The organism is Xenophilus sp. (assembly GCF_044462705.1).
In the GTDB taxonomy this organism is placed as follows: Bacteria; Pseudomonadota; Gammaproteobacteria; order Burkholderiales; family Burkholderiaceae_C; genus Xenophilus; species Xenophilus azovorans.
Genome location: NZ_JBIQNC010000107.1, coordinates 1 through 17,195, shown reverse-complemented (window position 1 = coordinate 17,195; position 17,195 = coordinate 1). Strand labels below are relative to the sequence as shown.

The 17,195-nt window shown below is 72.4% G+C and carries 19 protein-coding genes; 14 read left to right on the top strand and 5 right to left on the bottom strand.

Annotated elements, in window-relative coordinates:
- Positions 1 to 17 precede the first annotated feature (17 nt).
- The 9 genes from ssuE (at position 18) to ACIY1X_RS16050 (ending at position 7,075) form a co-directional block, all read left to right on the top strand.
- A complete protein-coding gene (gene ssuE, locus ACIY1X_RS16090) occupies positions 18 to 617 on the top strand; it encodes an NADPH-dependent FMN reductase (protein WP_399682270.1) in 600 nt (199 codons plus the stop codon).
- A 115-nt stretch (positions 618 to 732) separates the two neighbouring features.
- Positions 733 to 1,782 (top strand): sulfonate ABC transporter substrate-binding protein, encoded by a 1,050-nt coding sequence (locus ACIY1X_RS16085; protein WP_399682262.1) that lies wholly within the window; start codon positions 733 to 735, stop codon positions 1,780 to 1,782.
- A gap of 18 nt (positions 1,783 to 1,800) precedes the next feature.
- The gene (locus ACIY1X_RS16080; protein ID WP_399682259.1) at positions 1,801 to 2,754 is read left to right on the top strand and encodes a sulfonate ABC transporter substrate-binding protein; all 954 of its coding nucleotides are present in this window, start codon (positions 1,801 to 1,803) and stop codon (positions 2,752 to 2,754) included.
- Between the two features lie 10 nt (positions 2,755 to 2,764).
- Entirely contained in the window at positions 2,765 to 2,980 is a 216-nt protein-coding gene (locus ACIY1X_RS16075; RefSeq protein WP_399682256.1) for a hypothetical protein, read from the top strand.
- Positions 2,981 to 2,994: 14 nt separating this feature from the next.
- The gene (ssuD, locus tag ACIY1X_RS16070) at positions 2,995 to 4,170 is read left to right on the top strand and encodes an FMNH2-dependent alkanesulfonate monooxygenase (RefSeq protein ID WP_399682267.1); all 1,176 of its coding nucleotides are present in this window, start codon (positions 2,995 to 2,997) and stop codon (positions 4,168 to 4,170) included.
- A 9-nt stretch (positions 4,171 to 4,179) separates the two neighbouring features.
- Positions 4,180 to 5,016, top strand: coding sequence for an aliphatic sulfonate ABC transporter permease SsuC (ssuC, locus tag ACIY1X_RS16065; RefSeq protein WP_399682252.1), 837 nt, complete (start codon positions 4,180 to 4,182; stop codon positions 5,014 to 5,016).
- A gap of 8 nt (positions 5,017 to 5,024) precedes the next feature.
- Entirely contained in the window at positions 5,025 to 6,002 is a 978-nt protein-coding gene (locus ACIY1X_RS16060) for an aliphatic sulfonate ABC transporter substrate-binding protein (protein WP_399682249.1), read from the top strand.
- Between the two features lie 3 nt (positions 6,003 to 6,005).
- Positions 6,006 to 6,824, top strand: a complete 819-nt coding sequence (locus tag ACIY1X_RS16055; protein WP_399682247.1) for an ATP-binding cassette domain-containing protein — start codon at positions 6,006 to 6,008, stop codon at positions 6,822 to 6,824.
- Positions 6,825 to 6,859: 35 nt separating this feature from the next.
- Positions 6,860 to 7,075: a molybdopterin-binding protein gene (locus ACIY1X_RS16050; RefSeq protein WP_038216298.1), complete on the top strand. Its 216-nt coding sequence runs from the start codon at positions 6,860 to 6,862 to the stop codon at positions 7,073 to 7,075.
- A 23-nt stretch (positions 7,076 to 7,098) separates the two neighbouring features.
- Here the strand turns inward: ACIY1X_RS16050 and ACIY1X_RS16045 are convergent, their stop codons facing one another.
- Genes ACIY1X_RS16045 through ACIY1X_RS16035 form a run of 3 tightly spaced genes read right to left on the bottom strand, consistent with a single transcriptional unit; the run spans position 7,099 to position 10,165 of the window.
- Positions 7,099 to 8,142, bottom strand: a complete 1,044-nt coding sequence (locus ACIY1X_RS16045; RefSeq protein ID WP_399682243.1) for an amino acid ABC transporter permease — start codon at positions 8,140 to 8,142, stop codon at positions 7,099 to 7,101.
- Entirely contained in the window at positions 8,139 to 9,131 is a 993-nt protein-coding gene (locus ACIY1X_RS16040; RefSeq protein WP_399682241.1) for an ABC transporter permease subunit, read from the bottom strand. The genes ACIY1X_RS16045 and ACIY1X_RS16040 overlap by 4 nt, the downstream gene beginning before the upstream one ends.
- Positions 9,128 to 10,165 carry an amino acid ABC transporter substrate-binding protein gene (locus ACIY1X_RS16035; protein ID WP_038217331.1) on the bottom strand — a complete coding sequence of 346 codons (1,038 nt, stop codon included), beginning with the start codon at positions 10,163 to 10,165 and terminating at the stop codon, positions 9,128 to 9,130. Before ACIY1X_RS16035 ends, ACIY1X_RS16040 begins: the two co-directional genes overlap by 4 nt.
- Positions 10,166 to 10,320: 155 nt before the next feature.
- Between ACIY1X_RS16035 and ACIY1X_RS16030 the strand changes: the two genes are divergently transcribed.
- From ACIY1X_RS16030 to ACIY1X_RS16020, 3 genes are all read left to right on the top strand, one after another.
- Complete coding sequence (locus tag ACIY1X_RS16030) at positions 10,321 to 11,220, top strand: EamA family transporter (protein ID WP_399682239.1); 900 nt, start codon at positions 10,321 to 10,323, stop codon at positions 11,218 to 11,220.
- 63 nt (positions 11,221 to 11,283) lie between these two features.
- Positions 11,284 to 12,204 (top strand): serine O-acetyltransferase EpsC, encoded by a 921-nt coding sequence (gene epsC, locus ACIY1X_RS16025; protein ID WP_399682237.1) that lies wholly within the window; start codon positions 11,284 to 11,286, stop codon positions 12,202 to 12,204.
- Positions 12,205 to 12,302: 98 nt separating this feature from the next.
- Positions 12,303 to 12,857 (top strand): NADPH-dependent FMN reductase, encoded by a 555-nt coding sequence (locus ACIY1X_RS16020; RefSeq protein ID WP_399682234.1) that lies wholly within the window; start codon positions 12,303 to 12,305, stop codon positions 12,855 to 12,857.
- Between the two features lie 17 nt (positions 12,858 to 12,874).
- On the opposite strand, the gene ACIY1X_RS16015 is transcribed toward ACIY1X_RS16020, so the two are convergent.
- The gene (locus ACIY1X_RS16015) at positions 12,875 to 14,704 is read right to left on the bottom strand and encodes a hypothetical protein (protein WP_399682231.1); all 1,830 of its coding nucleotides are present in this window, start codon (positions 14,702 to 14,704) and stop codon (positions 12,875 to 12,877) included.
- Positions 14,705 to 14,776: 72 nt separating this feature from the next.
- Here ACIY1X_RS16015 and ACIY1X_RS16010 point away from each other — a divergent pair, with 72 nt between their 5' ends.
- Both ACIY1X_RS16010 and ACIY1X_RS16005 read left to right on the top strand, forming a co-directional pair.
- Positions 14,777 to 16,120, top strand: a complete 1,344-nt coding sequence (locus ACIY1X_RS16010; protein WP_399682228.1) for an NAD(P)/FAD-dependent oxidoreductase — start codon at positions 14,777 to 14,779, stop codon at positions 16,118 to 16,120.
- Positions 16,121 to 16,130: 10 nt separating this feature from the next.
- Complete coding sequence (locus ACIY1X_RS16005; protein WP_399682225.1) at positions 16,131 to 17,045, top strand: LysR substrate-binding domain-containing protein; 915 nt, start codon at positions 16,131 to 16,133, stop codon at positions 17,043 to 17,045.
- A 1-nt stretch (position 17,046) separates the two neighbouring features.
- Here the strand turns inward: ACIY1X_RS16005 and ACIY1X_RS16000 are convergent.
- A partial coding sequence (locus ACIY1X_RS16000; RefSeq protein WP_399682264.1) for an acyl-CoA dehydrogenase family protein occupies positions 17,047 to 17,195 on the bottom strand: 149 nt, incomplete at its 5' end.

Genomic DNA, 17,195 nt, shown 5'->3' with positions numbered 1-17,195 from the left:
TAGGCTGCCGCGCACCGATGCCTCCCGTCCTGTTGATCGCCGGCAGCCCCTCGGCGCCCTCGCGCTCCACCGCGCTGCTCGATGAGGTGGCCGCCCGCCTGGCGCGGCGCGACATCGAGACGCTGCCGCTGGCGGTGCGCGAGCTGCCTGCGGGCGCGCTGCTGGCGGCCGACGTCTCGCAGCCCGCCATCTCGCGGGCCGTGGACGCGCTGGCCGCCGCGCCGGCGGTGGTGGTCGCCACGCCGGTCTACAAGGCGGCCTACAGCGGGCTGCTCAAGGCCTTCCTCGACCTGCTGCCGCACGGCGCGCTCAAGGGCAAGGCGGTGCTGCCGCTGGCCACCGGCGGCAGCCCGCACCACATGCTGGCGCTGGACTATGCGCTGCGCCCGGTGCTGCAGTCGCTGGGGGCGCGGCACATCCTGCCCGGCGTCTATGCCAGCGACGCGCAGGTGGCGCTGACGCCCGAGGGCGCGTACCAGCTGCAGGCCGAACTGGCCGGCCGCCTGGCCGACGCGGTGCAGGCGCTGGCCGCCGAAGGCCTGCTGCAGCACCCGCGAATGCCGGCCGGGCCCGGCTTCGCGCCGGTGCCCTTCGCCAGCGTGCGATGTAGCGTCTGACGACGCCGGCCCCTGCGCCGTCTCCTTCGCCTTCCTCCTCCTTCGCGCGACGCGGCCGCCACCGGCGGCATGGGTTGCCGCGCGCCCTCGATCCGACTTTGCAGACACACACGCCATGAACGACCTGCCTCCGCTCCTGACCGACGCCTTCCCCTCGGCCCGCCCGCGCACCCGCTGGCAGACGCTGCTGGACGTGGCCATCGGCATCCTCGTGGTGACGGCCATCGCGCTCGTCACCTCCTTCCTGGCCGCGGCGCCGGCGCATGCGCAGCAGGCCGCGCCGGAGCTGCGCATCGGCTACCAGAAGTCCGCGAGCCTGTTCGTGCTGCAGAAGGCGCAGGGCACGCTGGAGAAGAAGCTGGCGCCGCTGGGCACCCGCGTGAAGTGGGTCGAGTTCCCGGCCGGTCCGCAGTTGCTGGAAGGGCTGAACGTGGGCGCCGTGGACGTGGGCTACGTCGGCGAGGCGCCGCCCATCTTCGCCCAGGCGGCCGGCGCGAAGTTCGTCTACATCGGCTACGACCCGGCGGCGCCGCGCGCCGAGGCCATCCTCGTGCCCAAGGACTCGCCCATCCGTTCGGTGGCCGAACTCAAGGGCCGCAAGGTCGCGCTCAACAAGGGCAGCAACGTGCACTACCTGCTGGTGCGCCAACTGGAGAAGCACGGCCTGAAGTTCGGCGACATCCAGCCCGTGTACCTGGCGCCGGCCGATGGCCGCGCCGCCTTCGAGAGCCGGGCGGTGGACGCGTGGGTGATCTGGGACCCGTTCCAGGCGGCCGCCGAGAAGAGCATCGGCGCGCGCGTGCTGGCGGATGGAACGGCCGCGCCGGGCACGCCCGACGTGGTGAACAACTACCAGTTCTACCTGGCCGAGCGCGGCTATGCGCAGAAGCACCCGAAGGTGATCCAGGCGCTGTTCGAGGACTCGGTGGAGCAGGGCATCTGGCTCAAGAAGAACATCGCCCAGGCCGCGGCCATCATCGCGCCGCTGCAGGGCCTGCCGACGGAGGTGGTGGAACTGGCGCTGCGCCGCTACGAGTTCAACGTCAAGCCGATCACCGGCGAAGTGGCGGCCGGCCAGCAGCGCATTGCCGACACCTTCCATGAACTCAGGCTGATCCCCAGGCCCATCAAGGTCAGCGACGCCGTGCTGGCCGCCCAGCCCTGAACGAGGAGCGACAGGACCATGACGACGCCATCCCATCCGCTCACCCGCCGCCGCCTGCTGCAGGCCTCGGCCGCGGCGCTGCCCTTGCCGGCCTTCGCGCAGGGCGCCACGCGCGAACTGCGCATCGGCCACCAGAAGGGCTACCTGAGCCTGCTCAAGGGCCGCGGCACGCTGGCGCAGCGCCTGGCGCCGCTGGGCGTGAAGCTGAGCTGGACCGAGTTCACCGCCGGCCCGGTGCAGCTGGAGGCGCTGAACGTCGGTTCCATCGACTTCGGCGACGTGGGCGAGGCGCCGCCCATCTTCGCGCAGGCCGCCGGCGCGCCGCTGGCCTACGTGGCGGCCACGGTGCCGCGCCCGCAGTCGGAGGCGGTGCTGGTGCCGGAAGGTTCGGCCATCCGCTCGGTCACCGACCTCAAGGGCAAGCGCATCGCGCTCAACAAGGGCAGCAACGTCCACTACTTCATCGTCAAGCTGTTCGAGAAGCACGGCCTGGCCTACGGCGACCTGCAACTGGTGTACCTGCCGCCGGCCGACGCGCGCGCCGCGTTCGAGAAGGGCTCGATCGACGCCTGGGTGATCTGGGACCCCTTCCTCGCCGCGGCCGAGAAGACGCTGGGCGCGCGCGTGCTCGCCGACGCCACGGGCGTGGTGGGCAACCGGGCCTACTACTTCTCTTCGCTGAACTACGCCAACCGCAACGCCGACGTGATCCGCATGCTGATCGAGGAGATCGACAAGGTCGACCAGTGGGGCAAGGCGAACCGCGACGCGCTGGCCACCGAGCTGTCGGCGCTGTGGGGCATCCCCAAGCCGGTGGTGGACCTGTCCACCGGCCGCACGCAGTTCGGCACCGGCCCCGTCACCCGCGCGATCCTGGCCGAACAGCAGCAGGTGGCCGACACCTTCCTCGCGCTCAAGCTGATCCCGAAGCGCATCGACGTGCTGGACGCGGCGCCGGCCGGCCTGGCCTGAGGAGCAGGGCATGGCTTCGATCGACCGCCCGGCTCCTTCCCTGTCGCAGCAGGCGCTGCGGGTCCTCGGCGTGACGGCGGTGGCGTGGAGCGTGCGCCTGCCCTCGGCCCATGCGCTGGCGCGCCGCGCGCCGCACGGCTACGTGCCGGCACGCACCCTGCGCCGGCGGCTGAGCGCCGCCGTGCAGCCCATCCGTCCCGCGCCCGTGCTGGCGCATTCCTGGTGAGCGAGGTGTCCCACATGACCGTCCAGGTGTTCTGGTTCCTTCCCACACACGGCGACAGCCGCTACCTCGGCAGCGCCGAGGGCGCGCGCGCCGTCGACCTGGCCTACCTGCAGCAGGTGGCCGGCGCGGCCGACGCACTCGGCTACGAGGGCGTGCTGATTCCCACCGGCCGCTCGTGCGAGGACCCGTGGATCGTCGCCTCCAGCCTGATCGGCGCGACGAAGCGGCTGAAGTTCCTGGTCGCGGTGCGGCCGGGGCTGCACCAGCCGGCGCTGGCGGCGCGCATGGCCGCCACCTTCGACCGGCTTTCCGGCGGACGCCTGCTGGTCAACCTGGTCACCGGCGGCGACCGCGCGGAGCTGGAGGGCGACGGCGTGTTCCTCGACCACGCGGCGCGCTACGAACAGTCGGCGGAGTTCATCCGCATCTGGCGCGAGCTCATCGCGCGCAGCCACGAAGGGCAGGGCTTCGACTACGACGGCGAACACCTGCAGGTCAAGGGCGCGAAGCTGCTCTTCCCGCCGGTCCAGCGCCCGCATCCGCCGGTGTGGTTCGGCGGCTCGTCCGAGGCCGCGCACGAGCTGGCCGCCGAGCAGGTGGAGCGCTACCTGACCTGGGGCGAGACGCCCGACGAGGTGGCGAAGAAGCTGGCCGACGTGCGCGCCCGCGCCGAGCGCAAGGGCCGCCGCGTCGAGTTCGGCATCCGCCTGCACGTGATCGTGCGCGAGACGGAAGAGGAAGCCTGGCGCGCCGCCGACGCGCTGATCAGCCGGGTGGACGACGCCACCGTGCTGCGCGCGCAGGAGGCCTTCGCGCGCATGGACTCCGAAGGCCAGCGCCGCATGGCCGCGCTGCACCGCAAGGGCGCCAGCCGCAGCCGCGAGGCGCTGGAGATCAGCCCCAACCTGTGGGCCGGCGTCGGGCTGGTGCGCGGCGGCGCGGGCACTGCGCTGGTCGGCGATCCGCGGCAGGTGGCCGAGCGCATTGGCGAGTACGCGGCGCTGGGCATCGACGCCTTCATCCTCTCGGGCTACCCGCACCTGGAGGAGGCCTACCGCTTCGCCGAGCTGGTGTTCCCGCTGCTGCCGCGGCAGGTGCGCGAGCGCCTGGGCGGCGGCTCGCTCACCGGCCCCTTCGGCGAGGTGGTGGCCAACGTGGACGCGCCCTCGCGGCTGCTGTCGCAGAGCTGAGGAGGGCGCATGACGGAACAGGTCGGATCCCTTCCCGCCGCGCCGGTGCTGCGGCCATCCGCGGTGGCGCTGCGCGGCTTCGCGGCCGGCGTGGGCGTGCGCCTGCTGCCTTGGCTGCTGCCCCTGGCGCTGCTGGTGGCGTGGCAGGCGGCGTCCACGCTGGGCTGGCTCTCGACGCGGGTGCTGCCGGCGCCGGTGGACGTGGTCAAGGCGGCCTGGCAGCTCACGGCCTCGGGCGAGCTGTGGACGCACGTGAAGGTCAGCGCCGGCCGCGCGCTGCTGGGGCTGGCCATCGGCGGCGGCCTGGGCCTCGCGCTGGGGCTGCTCACCGGCTCGGTGAGGTTCTTCGAGACGCTGCTGGACTCGACCCTGCAGATGGTGCGCAACATCCCGGCGCTGGCGCTGATCCCGCTGGTGATCCTGTGGTTCGGCATCGACGAGTCGGCCAAGCTCTTCCTGATCGCCGTGTCGGTGTTCTTCCCGATCTACCTGAACACCTTCCACGGCATCCGCAACGTCGATCCGCAGCTCATCGAGATGGGCCGCACCTACGGCCTGACGCGCTGGCAGCTCTACCGGCAGGTGATCCTGCCCGGCGCGCTGTCATCCATCCTCGTGGGGCTGCGCTTCTCGCTCGGGCTGATGTGGGTGATCCTGATCGTGGCCGAGACGATCTCGGCGCAGTCGGGCATCGGCTACCTGACGATGAACGCGCGCGAGTTCCTGCAGACCGACGTGGTGCTGGTGGGCATCCTGCTGTATGCGCTGCTGGGCAAGCTGGCCGACCTGCTGGCGCGGGCGCTGGAGCACTGGTGGCTGCGCTGGCACCCCGGATATCAGAAGTGAGCACGGCCATGAAGACTTTTTCTTCTTCCCCCTTCATGCCCGGCCGCCGCACCGCGCTGGCGGCGCTCGCCTCGCTGGCCGCCGGCGGCGCGCTGGCGCAGGCGCGGCCGGCCGCCGTGCGCATCGGCTACCAGAAGTCCTCCACGCTGATCGCCGTGCTCAAGCTGCAGGGCGCGCTGGAGCGGGCCTTCGCGCCGCTGGGGCTGGCGCCGAGCTGGCACGAGTTCACCAGCGGGCTGCCGCTGCTGGAAGCGCTCAACCTGGACAACATCGACCTGAGCGCCGACGTGGCCGACACCGTGCCCGTGTTCGCGCAGGCGGCCGGCGCGCGGCTGACCTTCGTGGCGCAGGAGGCGCCTTCGCCGTCGGCGCAGGCCATCCTGGTGCGGGCCGATTCGCCGCTGCGCAGCGTGGCCGACCTGAAGGGCCGCCGCGTCGGCTTCGCCAAGGCGGCCGGCGTGCACTACCTGCTGATCGCGGCGCTGGACCAGGCCGGGCTGTCGTTCCGGGACATCGAGCCGGCCTACCTGGCGCCGGCCGACGGCCGGGCCGCCTTCGAGCGTGGCGCCATCGACGCCTGGGTGGTGTGGGACCCGTTCCTCGCGGCCGCGCAGCGCCAGTCCGGCGCGCGGGTGCTGGCCGACGGCACGGGGCTGGCCTCGTACCAGCGCTACTACCTTGCCGGCACCGGCTTCGCCAGGGCGCACCCGGAGGTGCTCGGCGTGCTGTACGCCGAACTGGAGAAGACCGGCCGCTGGGTGAAGGCCCATCCGAAGGAGGCAGCAGCGCTGCTGGCGCCCTTCTGGGGACTGGACGCGGCCATCGTCGAGCAGGCCAACAGCCGGCGCAGTTACGCGGTGCGCGAGGCCACGCGCGAGCGGCTGTCGGAGCAGCAGCGCATCGCCGATGCCTTCCTGGCCGAGAAGCTGCTGCCTCGTCGCGTCGACGCGCTCGACGTCGATCTCTACAAGCCCCCAGGAGCCTGAGCCATGAGCGCACTGCCCGAAGAAGTGATCGAGACCGCGCGGCCCGGCGTGGCGCTGGACGCCGTCCAGCTCGGCAAGCGCTACGGCGCGCGCGAGGTGCTGCGCCAACTGACGCTGCACGCCGAGCCCGGCGAGTTCATCGCCATCGTGGGCCGCAGCGGCTGCGGCAAGAGCACGCTGCTGCGGCTGGTGGCGGGGCTGGAGCCGGCCTCGTCCGGGCGCCTGGCCATCGACGGCCGCGCGGTCGAGGGCCTGCACGACGACACCCGCATCATGTTCCAGGAGGCGCGCCTGCTGCCCTGGCGCCGGGTGCTCGACAACGTGACCCTGGGCCTGGCGCCGCAGGCGCGGCCGCGCGGGCGCGAGGTGCTGGCGCAGGTCGGCCTGGCCGAACGCGAGAACGAGTGGCCGGCGCGCCTCTCGGGTGGCCAGCGCCAGCGCGTGGCGCTGGCGCGCGCTCTGGTGCACCACCCGCACCTGCTGCTGCTGGACGAGCCGCTGGGCGCGCTCGATGCGCTCACCCGCATCGAGATGCACCGGCTGATCGAACGGCTGTGGCAGCGCCACCGCTTCACGGCGCTGCTGGTCACGCACGACGTGCAGGAGGCGGTGGCGCTGGCCGACCGCGTGATCCTGATCGAGGACGGCCGCATCGCGCTGGACGTGCGGGTGGACCTGCCGCGCCCGCGCTCGCACGGCGAGGCCGCCTTCGCCGCGCTGGAGAAACGCATCCTCGACCGCGTGCTGCAGAAGCCGGCGGCGGAGGAGGCCGCCGGCGGCTGGCCGGCCGTGCCGGCCCACGGTGTGCGCTGGGCCATCTGATCGTTTCAACCCTTTCTTTCTCACAGGAGTCTTCCATGTCCATCCAGGCCATCAACGTGCGCAACCAGTTCAAGGGCAAGGTGCGCGAGATCATCCGCGGCGACGTCGTCTCCGAGGTCGATGTCGAGACGCCCTGGGGCATCGTCACCTCGGTCATCACCACCCGCTCGGTGGACGAGCTTCAGCTGAAGATCGGCTCGGACGTGGTGGCGCTGGTCAAGTCCACGGAGGTGTCGATCGCCAAGCTGTGACGCGGCGCGCCGAGGAAGCCGCTTCAGCCCTCTGCCGCCCGCAGCCGCCGCTCCAGCCAGCGGCTGTAGCGCGACAGGCCGAAGCACAGGCACCAGTAGATCAGCGCGATGAACAGGTAGCCCTCCAGGTAGAAGGGCCGCCAGACGGGGTCGCCGCCCAGCGCCAGGCCGAGCGCGCCGGTCAGCTCGAACAGGCCGACCACGGTGACGAGGGAGGTGTCCTTGAGCGTGCCGACCACGCTGTTGGTCAGCGCAGGCACCACCATGCGCAGCGCCTGCGGCAGCACGATGTCGCGCTGCACCGCCCAGCGGCCGAAGCCCAGCGCCGTGGCCGCCTCGACCTGGCCGCGCGGCACCGCCTGCAGCCCGCCGCGGATGATCTCGGCGAGGTAGGCCGCGACGAACAGCGCCAGGCCGGCCAGCACGCGCAGCAGCACGTCCGGCCGATGGCCGGTGGGCCACAGCAGCGGCACCAGGTACGAGGCCATGAACAGCACCGTGATCAGCGGCACCCCTCGCACCAGTTCCACGTAGCCCGCGGCCAGCGCTCGTGCCGCCGGCCAGGTGGAACGGCGCGCCAGCGCCAGCACCAAGGCCAGCGGAAAGGCCAGCGCCAGGCCGACCACGGCCAGAGCGATCGTCAGCGGCAGCCCGCCCCACTGGCTCGTGGGGACGACGCTCAGCCCGGCCACGCCGCCGCGCATCAGCACGATGCACGCCGCCAGCGCGGCGGCCCACAGCGGGGCCAGCCACCAGCGCCAGCAGGACGGCCAGGCGCTGGCCAGCGTGGCGGCCGAGAGGAGGGTGACCGCCAGCGCCGGCCGCCACTGCTCGGCATAGGGGTAGCGGCCGAACAGGAGCGGCCGCCATTTCTCCGCGACCACGCCCCAGCAGGCGCCGTGCGCGGACGCGCGGCAGGCCTGGGCGTCTGGCTGGAACACGGCCCGCAGCAGCGCCCAGTCCAGCGCGTGCCACAGGGCCCAGCCGAGCAGCGCGGCCAGCACCAGCGAGACCAGGGCCCGCAGCGGCGAGCCGAACAGCTCGGTGCGCCAGGGCGTTGCGCTCACTGCCAGCCCCGCAGCGCCACGCGCGCGTTGTAGATGCCCATCGCGGCCGAGGTCAGCAGCGACAGCAGCAGGTACACCGCCATCACGATGGCAAGGCATTCGAAGGCGCGGCCGGTGGCGTTCAGCGAGGTGTTGGCCACCGACACCACCTCGGGGTAGCCCACGGCCACCGCCAGCGAGGAGTTCTTGGTCAGGCTCAGCAACTGGTTGGTCAGCGCCGGCACGATCAGGCGCAGCGCCTGCGGCAGCACGACCAGGCGCAGTTGCTGGCCGCCGCGCATGCCCAGCGCCTGGGCCGCGAGCTTCTGGCCGGCCGACACGGACTGGATGCCCGCCCGCACGATCTCGGCCACGAAGGCCGCGCTGTACAGGCCCAGGCCCAGCGTGATCGCCAGGTATTCCGGGCTCAGCGCGGCCCCGCCGGCGACGCCGAAGGCGGTCCGCTCCGGCCGGTCGAGCCCGGTGGGCCACCAGCCGCCGTCCCACATGGGCCAGGGCATCGCCAGGCCGCCCTTGTCCAGCCACACGTCGGGGCCGATGCGCAGCGGCGCGTCGGCATCGGGCAGCAGGTGCGTGAGCGCGAAGTACAGCATCAGCAACTGCACCAGCAGGGGCACGTTGCGCAGCGTCTCGACGTACGCGGTGCAGACGGCGCGCACCAGCAGGTGCGGCGCGAGGCGGCCGATGCCCAGCATCGTGCCCAGGGCCACGGCCAGCAGGGCGGCCGGCACGGCGGCGCGCAGCGTGTTCGTCACCCCCGTGGCGAAGGCGCGCGCATAGGAGTGGCCGGAGTCGAAGTCGAGCCAGCCCTCCGAGATGCCGAAGCCGGCCGGCTGTTCCAGAAAACCGAAGTGCGCCTGCAGCCAGTCCCTCGGCGCCTCCAGGCCGGGCACGCCCCGCAGCAGCCACAGCGCCGCCGCCGACGCGGCAGCCGCCAGCAGCACCCACAGCGCGGCCGGCACGCGGCTGACGGCGCCCCGGGGGCTCACTTCACCGGCAAGGCGTAGAGCAGGCCGCCCTTGTTCCAGAGGTTGTTGGCGCCGCGGGGCAGCTTGAGTGCGGACTTGGCACCGACGTTGCGCTCGAACATCTCGCCGTAGTTGCCGACGGCCTTGATCGCGCGGAAGGACCAGTCCTTGTCCAGGCCCAGCAGCTTGCCGAGGTCGTCGCCGGTGCCCAGCAGGCGCTGCTGGGCCGGGTCCTTGCTGTCGGCGCGGAGCTGGTCGACGTTGGCCTGGGTGATGCCCAGTTCCTCGGCCTCGATCAGCGCGTTGGGCACCCATTTGGCGATGGCGAACCATTCGTCGTCGCCACGCTTGACGGCCGGCGCCAGGGGCTCCTTGGAGATCAGCTCGGGCAGGATCACGTAGTCGTCGGGGTTGGGCGCTTCCTTGTTGCGCAGCCCGGCCAGCGCCGAGGTGTCGGTGGTGAAGGCCTGGCAGCGGCCGGAGAAGAAGGCCTTGAACGAGGCCTCGAAGCTCTCGAAGACCACCGTCTTGACCGGCAGGCCCTGGGCTTTGGACCACTCGGCCACGTTCTTCTCGTTGGTGGTGCCGGACTGGGTGCAGATGGTCGCGCCCTTGAGTTGCTTGGCGCTGCTGATCTTCAGCTTCTTGGGCACCAGGAAGCCCTGGCCGTCGTAGTAGTTGATGGTGGTGAAGGACACGCCCAGCGAGGCGTCGCGCGTGAGGTTCCACGTGGTGTTGCGCGCCAGGATGTCGATCTCGCCGGCCTGCAGCGCGGCGAAGCGCTGCTGCGCGTTCAGCGGCACGAACTCGACCTTCTGCGGGTCGCCCAGCACGGCGGCGGCGATGGCGCGGCAACTGTCCACGTCCAGCCCCGACCAGCGGCCCTGGGTGTCGGGCGCGGAGAAGCCGGCCACGCCGTTGGTGACGCCGCACTTGACGCTGCCGCGCTGCTTGACGGCGTCCAGCGTCTTGCCGGCATGGGCGCCTGCCGGGGCCAGGAGGCCGGCAAGGGCGAAGGCCGCTGCGGCCAGGGCGAGTGGCTTGGTTTTCTGCATGTCGTAGTCCTCATCCGGAAAGCCGCGCCGGGGCGGCTGCTTGAACGTCGGTGACCAGGCGCGGCGCGGACACCGCGTGGTCGGCGCATTGTGCTTCACCGGGTGACGTGGCGCAGGGCCCTGCGGCCCGAGCGCCGCGGGCGATACTTCACCCGATGTCCTCCCACCCCGGCCGCGCACCGGCCGCACTGATCCCCTTCCTGGCCGTGCTGGGCGCCGTCACGGCGCTGGGCCTGGGCACCTCCTGGGCCAAGCACGCGCTGTTCCCGGCCGTCGGTGCGCAGGGCACCACCGCCTTGCGCGTGGGCTTCTCGGCACTGCTGCTCCTCGCGATCTGGCGGCCCTGGCGCTGGCCGCTGCGGCGCGGCGACGCGCGGGCCGTCGTGCTGTACGGCGCCACGCTGGGGCTGATGAACCTCAGCTTCTACATGGCGCTGCGCACCATCCCCTTCGGCCTGGCGGTGGCGATCGAGTTCGCGGGGCCGCTCACGGTGGCGGTGCTCTCGTCGCGCCGCGCGCTCGATTTCGTCTGGGTGGCGCTGGCCGCCGCGGGCCTGTCGCTGCTGCTGCCGGTCGGGCAGGGGCTGGGCGGCAGCACGCTCGACCCGGTGGGCGTACTGTGGGCGCTGGCGGCGGCCACCTGCTGGGGGCTGTACATCGTGTTCGGCAAGCGGCTGGGCCACCTGCATGCGGGCCATTCGGTGGCGCTGGGCCTGAGCGTGGCGGCGCTGGTGGTGTTGCCGGTGGGCGTGGCGCATGCGGGCGCCGCGCTGCTGGCGCCGGGCGTGCTGCTGGTGGGCCTGTGCGTGGCGGCCATCTCCAGCGCGATCCCGATCTCGCTCGAGATGGTCGCGCTCAAGCGCCTGCCCAAGGAGGCCTTCGGCATCATGATCAGCATGGAGCCCGCCGTAGCCGCGCTGCTGGCGCTGGGCCTGCTGGGCGAGCGGCTGAGTTTCACGCAGTGGCTGGCGATCGCGCTGGTGATGGGCGCCTCGGTGGGCTGCGCCGCCACGGCGCGGCGCCGGCCCTCGGCCGCCGAGGGGGTGGCGGCCTGACCGCCGGCAGGGGTTCGCAAAGCGTGCGATGCTCGCGCCCCCACGCCGATGGACAATTCCCGCATGAGCAAATTCCAAGTCGACGAGATCGTGGCGGCGCTGCGCGAGGTGCGCCACGGGTGGCGGCACTCGCAGCAGCGGGCGCTGACGGAAGGGGAGCGGCAGCTTCCCTCCCGGGAGGTGGTGGCCGGCATGGTCGAGGCGCTGACCGGCGCCCTGTTCCCGATGCGGCTCGGCCCGTCCGACCTGCGCCAGGAGAGCGAGGACTTCTACGTCGCCCACACCCTCGACACCGTGCTCCACCAGTTGCACACGCAGGCCGTGCTGGAACTGCGGCACGAGCGGCGCCACGAGACCGTGGACCCGGCGCAGATCGAGGAGGAGGCCGCGCGCCGCGTGCGCGAGTTCGCGGCCCGGCTGCCGGCCGTGCGCACGCTGCTCGACACCGACGTGATGGCCGCCTACCAGGGCGACCCCGCCGCGCGCAGCGTGGACGAGGTGCTGCTGTGCTACCCCGGCGTGCAGGCGATGATCCACCACCGCATCGCGCACCCGCTGTACGAGCTGGGCCTGACGCTGCTGGCGCGCATGGTGGCCGAGCGCGCGCATGCGCAGACCGGCATCGACATCCACCCCGGCGCCACCATCGGCCCCGGCTTCTTCATGGACCACGGCACCGGCATCGTGATCGGCGAGACGGCCGTGATCGGCCAGCGCGTGCGCCTGTACCAGCAGGTGACGCTGGGTGCCAAGCGCTTCCCGACCGACGCCGACGGCAACCTGCAGAAGGGCCTGCCGCGCCACCCGGTGGTGGAGGACGACGTGGTGATCTACGCCGGCGCCACCATCCTCGGGCGCGTGACGCTGGGCAAGGGCGCCACCATCGGCGGCAACGTGTGGATCACCGACGACGTGCCGCCCGGCGCCAGCATCACGCAGGCCAGCCTGCAGAAAGCCAAAGGCGGCCGCCCCGGCGACTGCTGAAGCTTCCATCCGCGCCGCCGGCTGACAGACGGCCCGCCCCCGGGCCCCGGATGCTGGCGGGGTTTTCCGTTCCCACCCGATCAGGAGTTGAATCCGCCATGAGCCAGTACCGCATCGCCGTCCTCGTGGGCAGCATCCGCCAGGAGTCCTTCAACCGCAAGCTCGCCCTCGCGCTGGCGCACCTGGCGCCCGAGGACTTCACCTTCGAGCACCTGCGCATCGACGACCTGCCCCTGTACAACCAGGACCTGGACGGCAAGCAGCCGGCGGTGGTGCAGGCGTTCAAGGGCGAGATTGCCAAGGCGCAGGGCCTGCTGTTCGTCACGCCCGAGTACAACCGCTCGATCCCCGGCGTGCTGAAGAACGCCATCGACCAGGGTTCGCGCCCCTACGGCCAGAGCGCCTGGGCCGGCAAGCCGGCGGGCGTGATCGGCGTGTCGGTCGGCGCCATCGGCACGGCGCTGGCGCAGCAGCACCTGCGCAACATCCTGGCCTACCTCGACGTGCCCACGATGGGCCAGCCCGAGGCCTTCATCCAGAACAAGGACGACCTGTTCGACGACAAGGGCCACATCGGCAACGAGGCGACGAAGAAGTTCCTGCAGGCCTGGGTCGACAAGTACGTCGCCTGGGTCAAGCGGCACAACGGCTGAGCGCCGTCCGACCCTGGTCAGGGGTGGCCGTCCACCCGCATCTGGAAGAGGAAGTAGGGCGGGATGCAGGCGCCCGCTGCGTCTTCCCCTGACTGCGCACACACGTAGTCGTCGCGGCAGGCCTGCGTGGCCGAGCAGCGCCGCAACTGCCCGGGGCGCGTGTGCGACAGGCACTGCGCGAAGGGCTGCCGCTGCGCCAGGCAGCGGTTGAAGTCGTCGAGCACGGCGATCCGGCCGCACACGCCGTCGGTCGCGCCCGGCTCGCAGCGGCCGGAGCACATGCCGCCCGGAAAGCCCACCGACGTGCGCTCGCACACCGCGTCCGCGCCGCAGGACCGGCGCAGCGAGAGCAGGGCGCGGTCCTCGCGCGCGTCGGCGCGCGGCGCGATGCGCGACGGCTCGCACAGGCCGCCCACCGCCGGCGTATCGGGCATGCACACGCCCACGGTGCCGTCGTGGCTGGGCCCGCCCTCGGCCTGGCAGCGCAGGCCGCTGGCACAGCGCCAGCCGGCAAAGCCCGGATCGCCCAGGCCGCAGGCGGCGCCGAACGCCCCTTGCGGGCCGCCGCCTTCGGCCGGTGGCCGGAAGGCGTCCGCCGTGCCCTCGGCCAGCGTGCGCCGCAGGTAGACGGCGCGGCGCGCCAGCTCGTCCTGCACGTGGGGCGAATGCGCCACCGCCAGCGCGTTGCCGGCCGTGAAGCCGCGGGTGAGGCCGGGCCGATCCTCGCCGAGCAGGTGGAAGCCGGCCACGGCGCGGCTCTGGTGGCAGCCCGCGCAACTCAGGTCGTCGAGGCGGCGCAGCACGGCGGCCGGCGAGCCGAGGGTGCGCGAGCCCGGCACGGCCTGCCACTCCGCGGGCCGGAAGACCTGCGCGAAGGGGCGGTTGGCCAGCCGCGCCAGCCCGCGCGGCGTGACCGAGCGGACCTCGGTGGCGAGGAAGCGCTCGGGGATGCGCAGCGTGCCCGCATCCAGGGCCTGCCGCTGCGCGGGCTGCCCGAGCCAGCGCAGCAGTTCGGCGCGCAGGGCCGGATCCGCACGCAGGCGCTTCACGTCGGGCGTGTTCTCCAGCGGCCCGGCCACGTAGCGGCCGGCGCCGGCGTCCCAGCGGAAGGCGCGCAGCACGTATTCGGCATGGCCGCCCAGGTCGGGCCGCACGCCCGAGGGCCAGCGCACGCTCTGCAGGTTCACCGCGACCTGCGCGATGCGCTCGCGCGCCAGCCGCGGCGGCGCGAGCGGCCCGTCAGCGGAGAGCAGCCAGCGGCCCAGGGCGGCCCCTGCGAGGCCGGGCGGCGGCGTCCAGCGTCGCGCCGCCGCGGCGCAGCTGCCGGCCGCGTCCGGCGCGTCGCCGCGCAGCTCCACGCTCAGCGTCATCGGCAGGCGCGACTGCATGGCCGGCGTGCGGTAGGCGAGGCGGTAGACCAGGCGCGCCTCGCCGCAGGCGCCGTCCTGGAAGGGGCGGCGGTCCATGCGGTTGGCGACGCCCACCAGCTCGAAGTAGGCGTCGGGGCTTTCCAGCCAGCGCACGTCGAACAGCCGGTGCGTGTAGCGCGCCACGCCCACGCCGGCCTGCGGATCGCCCCGGCCGGTGGCGTGCACGGCCTCGGCCAGCGGGCGGCGCAGGTCGTTCCACGCGCGCGAAGCGGCCAGCGCCAGGTTGTCGCGCAGGCCGTCGGCGCCGGGCGCCACGCCGAACCAGCGCGCGAAGCCGGCGCCTTCGCGCTCGGCGGCCTGCAGGGCGGCGGGGTCGGTCAGCAGCAGCAGGGGCTGCGGCGCCGCGTGCACGGCGGCGCCGAGGCAGCCGAGTGCCGCCGCGGCGAGCCGGCGGCGGAAGGCTTCAGCGAATCTCATGGAACGGGCAGGGCGCATGGACGGGCGGCGGGGGCACAATGCCGCGGCAGCAATTGTGTCGAACGAGGTGCCATGTTGTCTGAACAGGAAGACGCGCAAGTCCAACAGTGTGATGTGCTGGTGATCGGCGGCGGGCCGGGCGGCTCGACCATCGCCACCATGCTGGCGCGGCAGGGCCGCCAGGTGGTGGTGCTGGAAAAGGACCATCACCCGCGCTTTCACATCGGCGAATCGCTGCTGCCCGGCAACGGCGAGCTGTTCGACCGGCTCGGCGTGCGCGAGGCGGTGGACCGCATTGGCATGCCGAAGTACGGCATCGAGTTCGTGCCGCCGGACCTGCCCTACAACAGCGTGGTCGAGTTCGGCGAGGGACTGGACCCGAGCAAGGGCGAGGCCTGGCAGGTGCGCCGCTCCGAGCTGGACGAGCTGCTGTTCCGCCACGCCCAGCGCGAGGGCGCCATCGCGCTGGAGGGCGCGCGGGTGCGCGAGGTGGACTTCGACGCCGAAGGCGCCACCGTGCGCGCCGTGATGGACGACGGCAGCCGCCGCGCCTGGCGCACGCGCTTCGTGGTCGACGCCAGCGGCCGCGACACGCTGCTGGCCAACAAGCTCAAGGCCAAGCACAAGAACCCGAAGCACAACAGCACGGCCATCTTCGGCCACTTCCGCAACGCGCGGCGGCTGGAGGGCCGGCAGGAGGGCCACATCACCATCTGCTGGTTCGAGCACGGCTGGTTCTGGTTCATCCCCCTGGCCGACGGCACCACCAGCGTGGGCGCGGTGTGCTGGTCGTACTACCTCAAGGGCCGCGACAAGCCGATGAAGGACTTCTTCTTCGACACCATCGCGATGGTGCCGCTGCTCCAGGAGCGCCTGAAGGACGCCGAGCTGGTCGACGACATGGTGCATGCCACCGGCAACTTCTCGTACGCCGCCAGCCACGCCACCGGCGAGCGCTACCTGATGGTGGGCGATGCCTTCACCTTCATCGACCCGATGTTCTCCACCGGCGTGTACCTGGCGATGCGCAGCGCCCTGGAGGGCGCCGAGGTGGTGGCCGCCGCGCTGGACCGGCCGGCCGAGCTGCCGGCCGTGCGGGCGCGCTACGAGAAGATGATGCGCAAGGTGCCGGGCAAGTACTCGTGGTTCATCTACCGCGTGACCAACCCGACCATCCGCGACATGTTCATGCACCCGCGCAACGTGTTCAACATCAAGCGCGGGCTGCTGTCGCTGCTGGCGGCCGACCTGGCGCCCAAGCCCGGCTTCGCCCGCTCGGTGTTCATGTTCAAGCTCGTCTACTACTTCATCTCGGTGACGAACTGGCGCCGCACCTACGCCGGCTGGAAGCGGCGCGGCCTGAACGGCGCCGACCACGGGCCGCTGCGGGGCGAGACGGTGATGAAGGCGGAGTGACCGGCGCCCGATGGCCATGCACTTCGACCTCGTGGACCTTCGCCTGATGGTCCACATCGCCGATGCCAACAGCATGACGCGCGGCGCGGAGCTGTCCTTCATCTCGCTGCCCGCGGCCAGCACCCGCATCAAGAACCTCGAGGAGAGCATCGGCACCAAGCTGCTCTACCGCACCAGCCAGGGCGTGACGCTCACGCCGCCGGGCCAGGCCTTCGTGACGCATGCGCGGGCGGTGCTCGGCCAGATCGAGCACCTGCGCGGCGACATGCAGGAGTACGTGCGCGGCATCAAGGGCCACGTGCGGGTGTTCGCCAACACCACGTCGCTGAGCGAGTACCTGCCGCCGGTGCTGCGGCACTTCCTGCGCGGCAACCCGGACGTGAACATCGACCTGCGCGAGCGCCTCTCGCACGACATCGTGCGCGCCGTGACCGAAGGCCAGACCGACATCGGCATCGTCGCCGGCCTGGTGCGCACCGAGAACCTGGAGACCTTGCCCTACCGGCGCGACCGCCTGGTGCTGGTGGTGCCGCGCGGCCACGCGCTGGACGGGCAGGCGCAGGTCGAGTTCGCCGAGACGCTCGAGCTGGACCACGTGGGGTTGCACGAGTCCAGCGCGATCCACGCCTTCCTGCGCCAAGCCAGCGACCAGCTGCACCGGCCGATCAAGCAGCGCATCCAGGTCGGCAACTTCGAGACCGCCTGCCGGATGATCGAATCGGGCGTCGGCGTGGGCGTGCTGCCCGAGTCGGCCGCCAGCCGCCACGCGCACGCGATGGACATCGCCATCGTGCCGCTGGCGGACGCCTGGTCGATGCGCGAGATGCAGATCTGCATGCGCAGCCTGGAGGCGCTGCCGTCCTTCGCGCAGGAGCTGGTGGACCTGCTGGTGGCTGACGCGCAGGGGCGGTTGAAGCTGGGGTGAGTCAGCCCCCGCGCGCCTCGCGCACCATGTTGCGCGCGATGATGAGCTGCTGGATCTGCGTGGTGCCCTCGTACAGGCGGAACAGGCGCACGTCACGGTAGAAGCGCTCGATGCCGAACTCCGCCAGGTAGCCCGAGCCGCCCAGGATCT

Bases quoted from the DNA above. Each gene is read 5' to 3' on its own strand.
- ssuE (WP_399682270.1), top strand. From the start codon at position 18: ATGCCTCCCGTCCTGTTGATCGCCGGCAGCCCCTCGGCGCCCTCGCGC.
- ACIY1X_RS16085 (WP_399682262.1), top strand. From the start codon at position 733: ATGAACGACCTGCCTCCGCTCCTGACCGACGCCTTCCCCTCGGCCCGC.
- ACIY1X_RS16080 (WP_399682259.1), top strand. From the start codon at position 1,801: ATGACGACGCCATCCCATCCGCTCACCCGCCGCCGCCTGCTGCAGGCC.
- ACIY1X_RS16075 (WP_399682256.1), top strand. From the start codon at position 2,765: ATGGCTTCGATCGACCGCCCGGCTCCTTCCCTGTCGCAGCAGGCGCTG.
- ssuD (WP_399682267.1), top strand. From the start codon at position 2,995: ATGACCGTCCAGGTGTTCTGGTTCCTTCCCACACACGGCGACAGCCGC.
- ssuC (WP_399682252.1), top strand. From the start codon at position 4,180: ATGACGGAACAGGTCGGATCCCTTCCCGCCGCGCCGGTGCTGCGGCCA.
- ACIY1X_RS16060 (WP_399682249.1), top strand. From the start codon at position 5,025: ATGAAGACTTTTTCTTCTTCCCCCTTCATGCCCGGCCGCCGCACCGCG.
- ACIY1X_RS16055 (WP_399682247.1), top strand. From the start codon at position 6,006: ATGAGCGCACTGCCCGAAGAAGTGATCGAGACCGCGCGGCCCGGCGTG.
- ACIY1X_RS16050 (WP_038216298.1), top strand. From the start codon at position 6,860: ATGTCCATCCAGGCCATCAACGTGCGCAACCAGTTCAAGGGCAAGGTG.
- ACIY1X_RS16035 (WP_038217331.1), bottom strand. From the start codon at position 10,165: ATGCAGAAAACCAAGCCACTCGCCCTGGCCGCAGCGGCCTTCGCCCTT.
- ACIY1X_RS16030 (WP_399682239.1), top strand. From the start codon at position 10,321: ATGTCCTCCCACCCCGGCCGCGCACCGGCCGCACTGATCCCCTTCCTG.
- epsC (WP_399682237.1), top strand. From the start codon at position 11,284: ATGAGCAAATTCCAAGTCGACGAGATCGTGGCGGCGCTGCGCGAGGTG.
- ACIY1X_RS16020 (WP_399682234.1), top strand. From the start codon at position 12,303: ATGAGCCAGTACCGCATCGCCGTCCTCGTGGGCAGCATCCGCCAGGAG.
- ACIY1X_RS16015 (WP_399682231.1), bottom strand. From the start codon at position 14,704: ATGAGATTCGCTGAAGCCTTCCGCCGCCGGCTCGCCGCGGCGGCACTC.
- ACIY1X_RS16010 (WP_399682228.1), top strand. From the start codon at position 14,777: ATGTTGTCTGAACAGGAAGACGCGCAAGTCCAACAGTGTGATGTGCTG.
- ACIY1X_RS16005 (WP_399682225.1), top strand. From the start codon at position 16,131: ATGGCCATGCACTTCGACCTCGTGGACCTTCGCCTGATGGTCCACATC.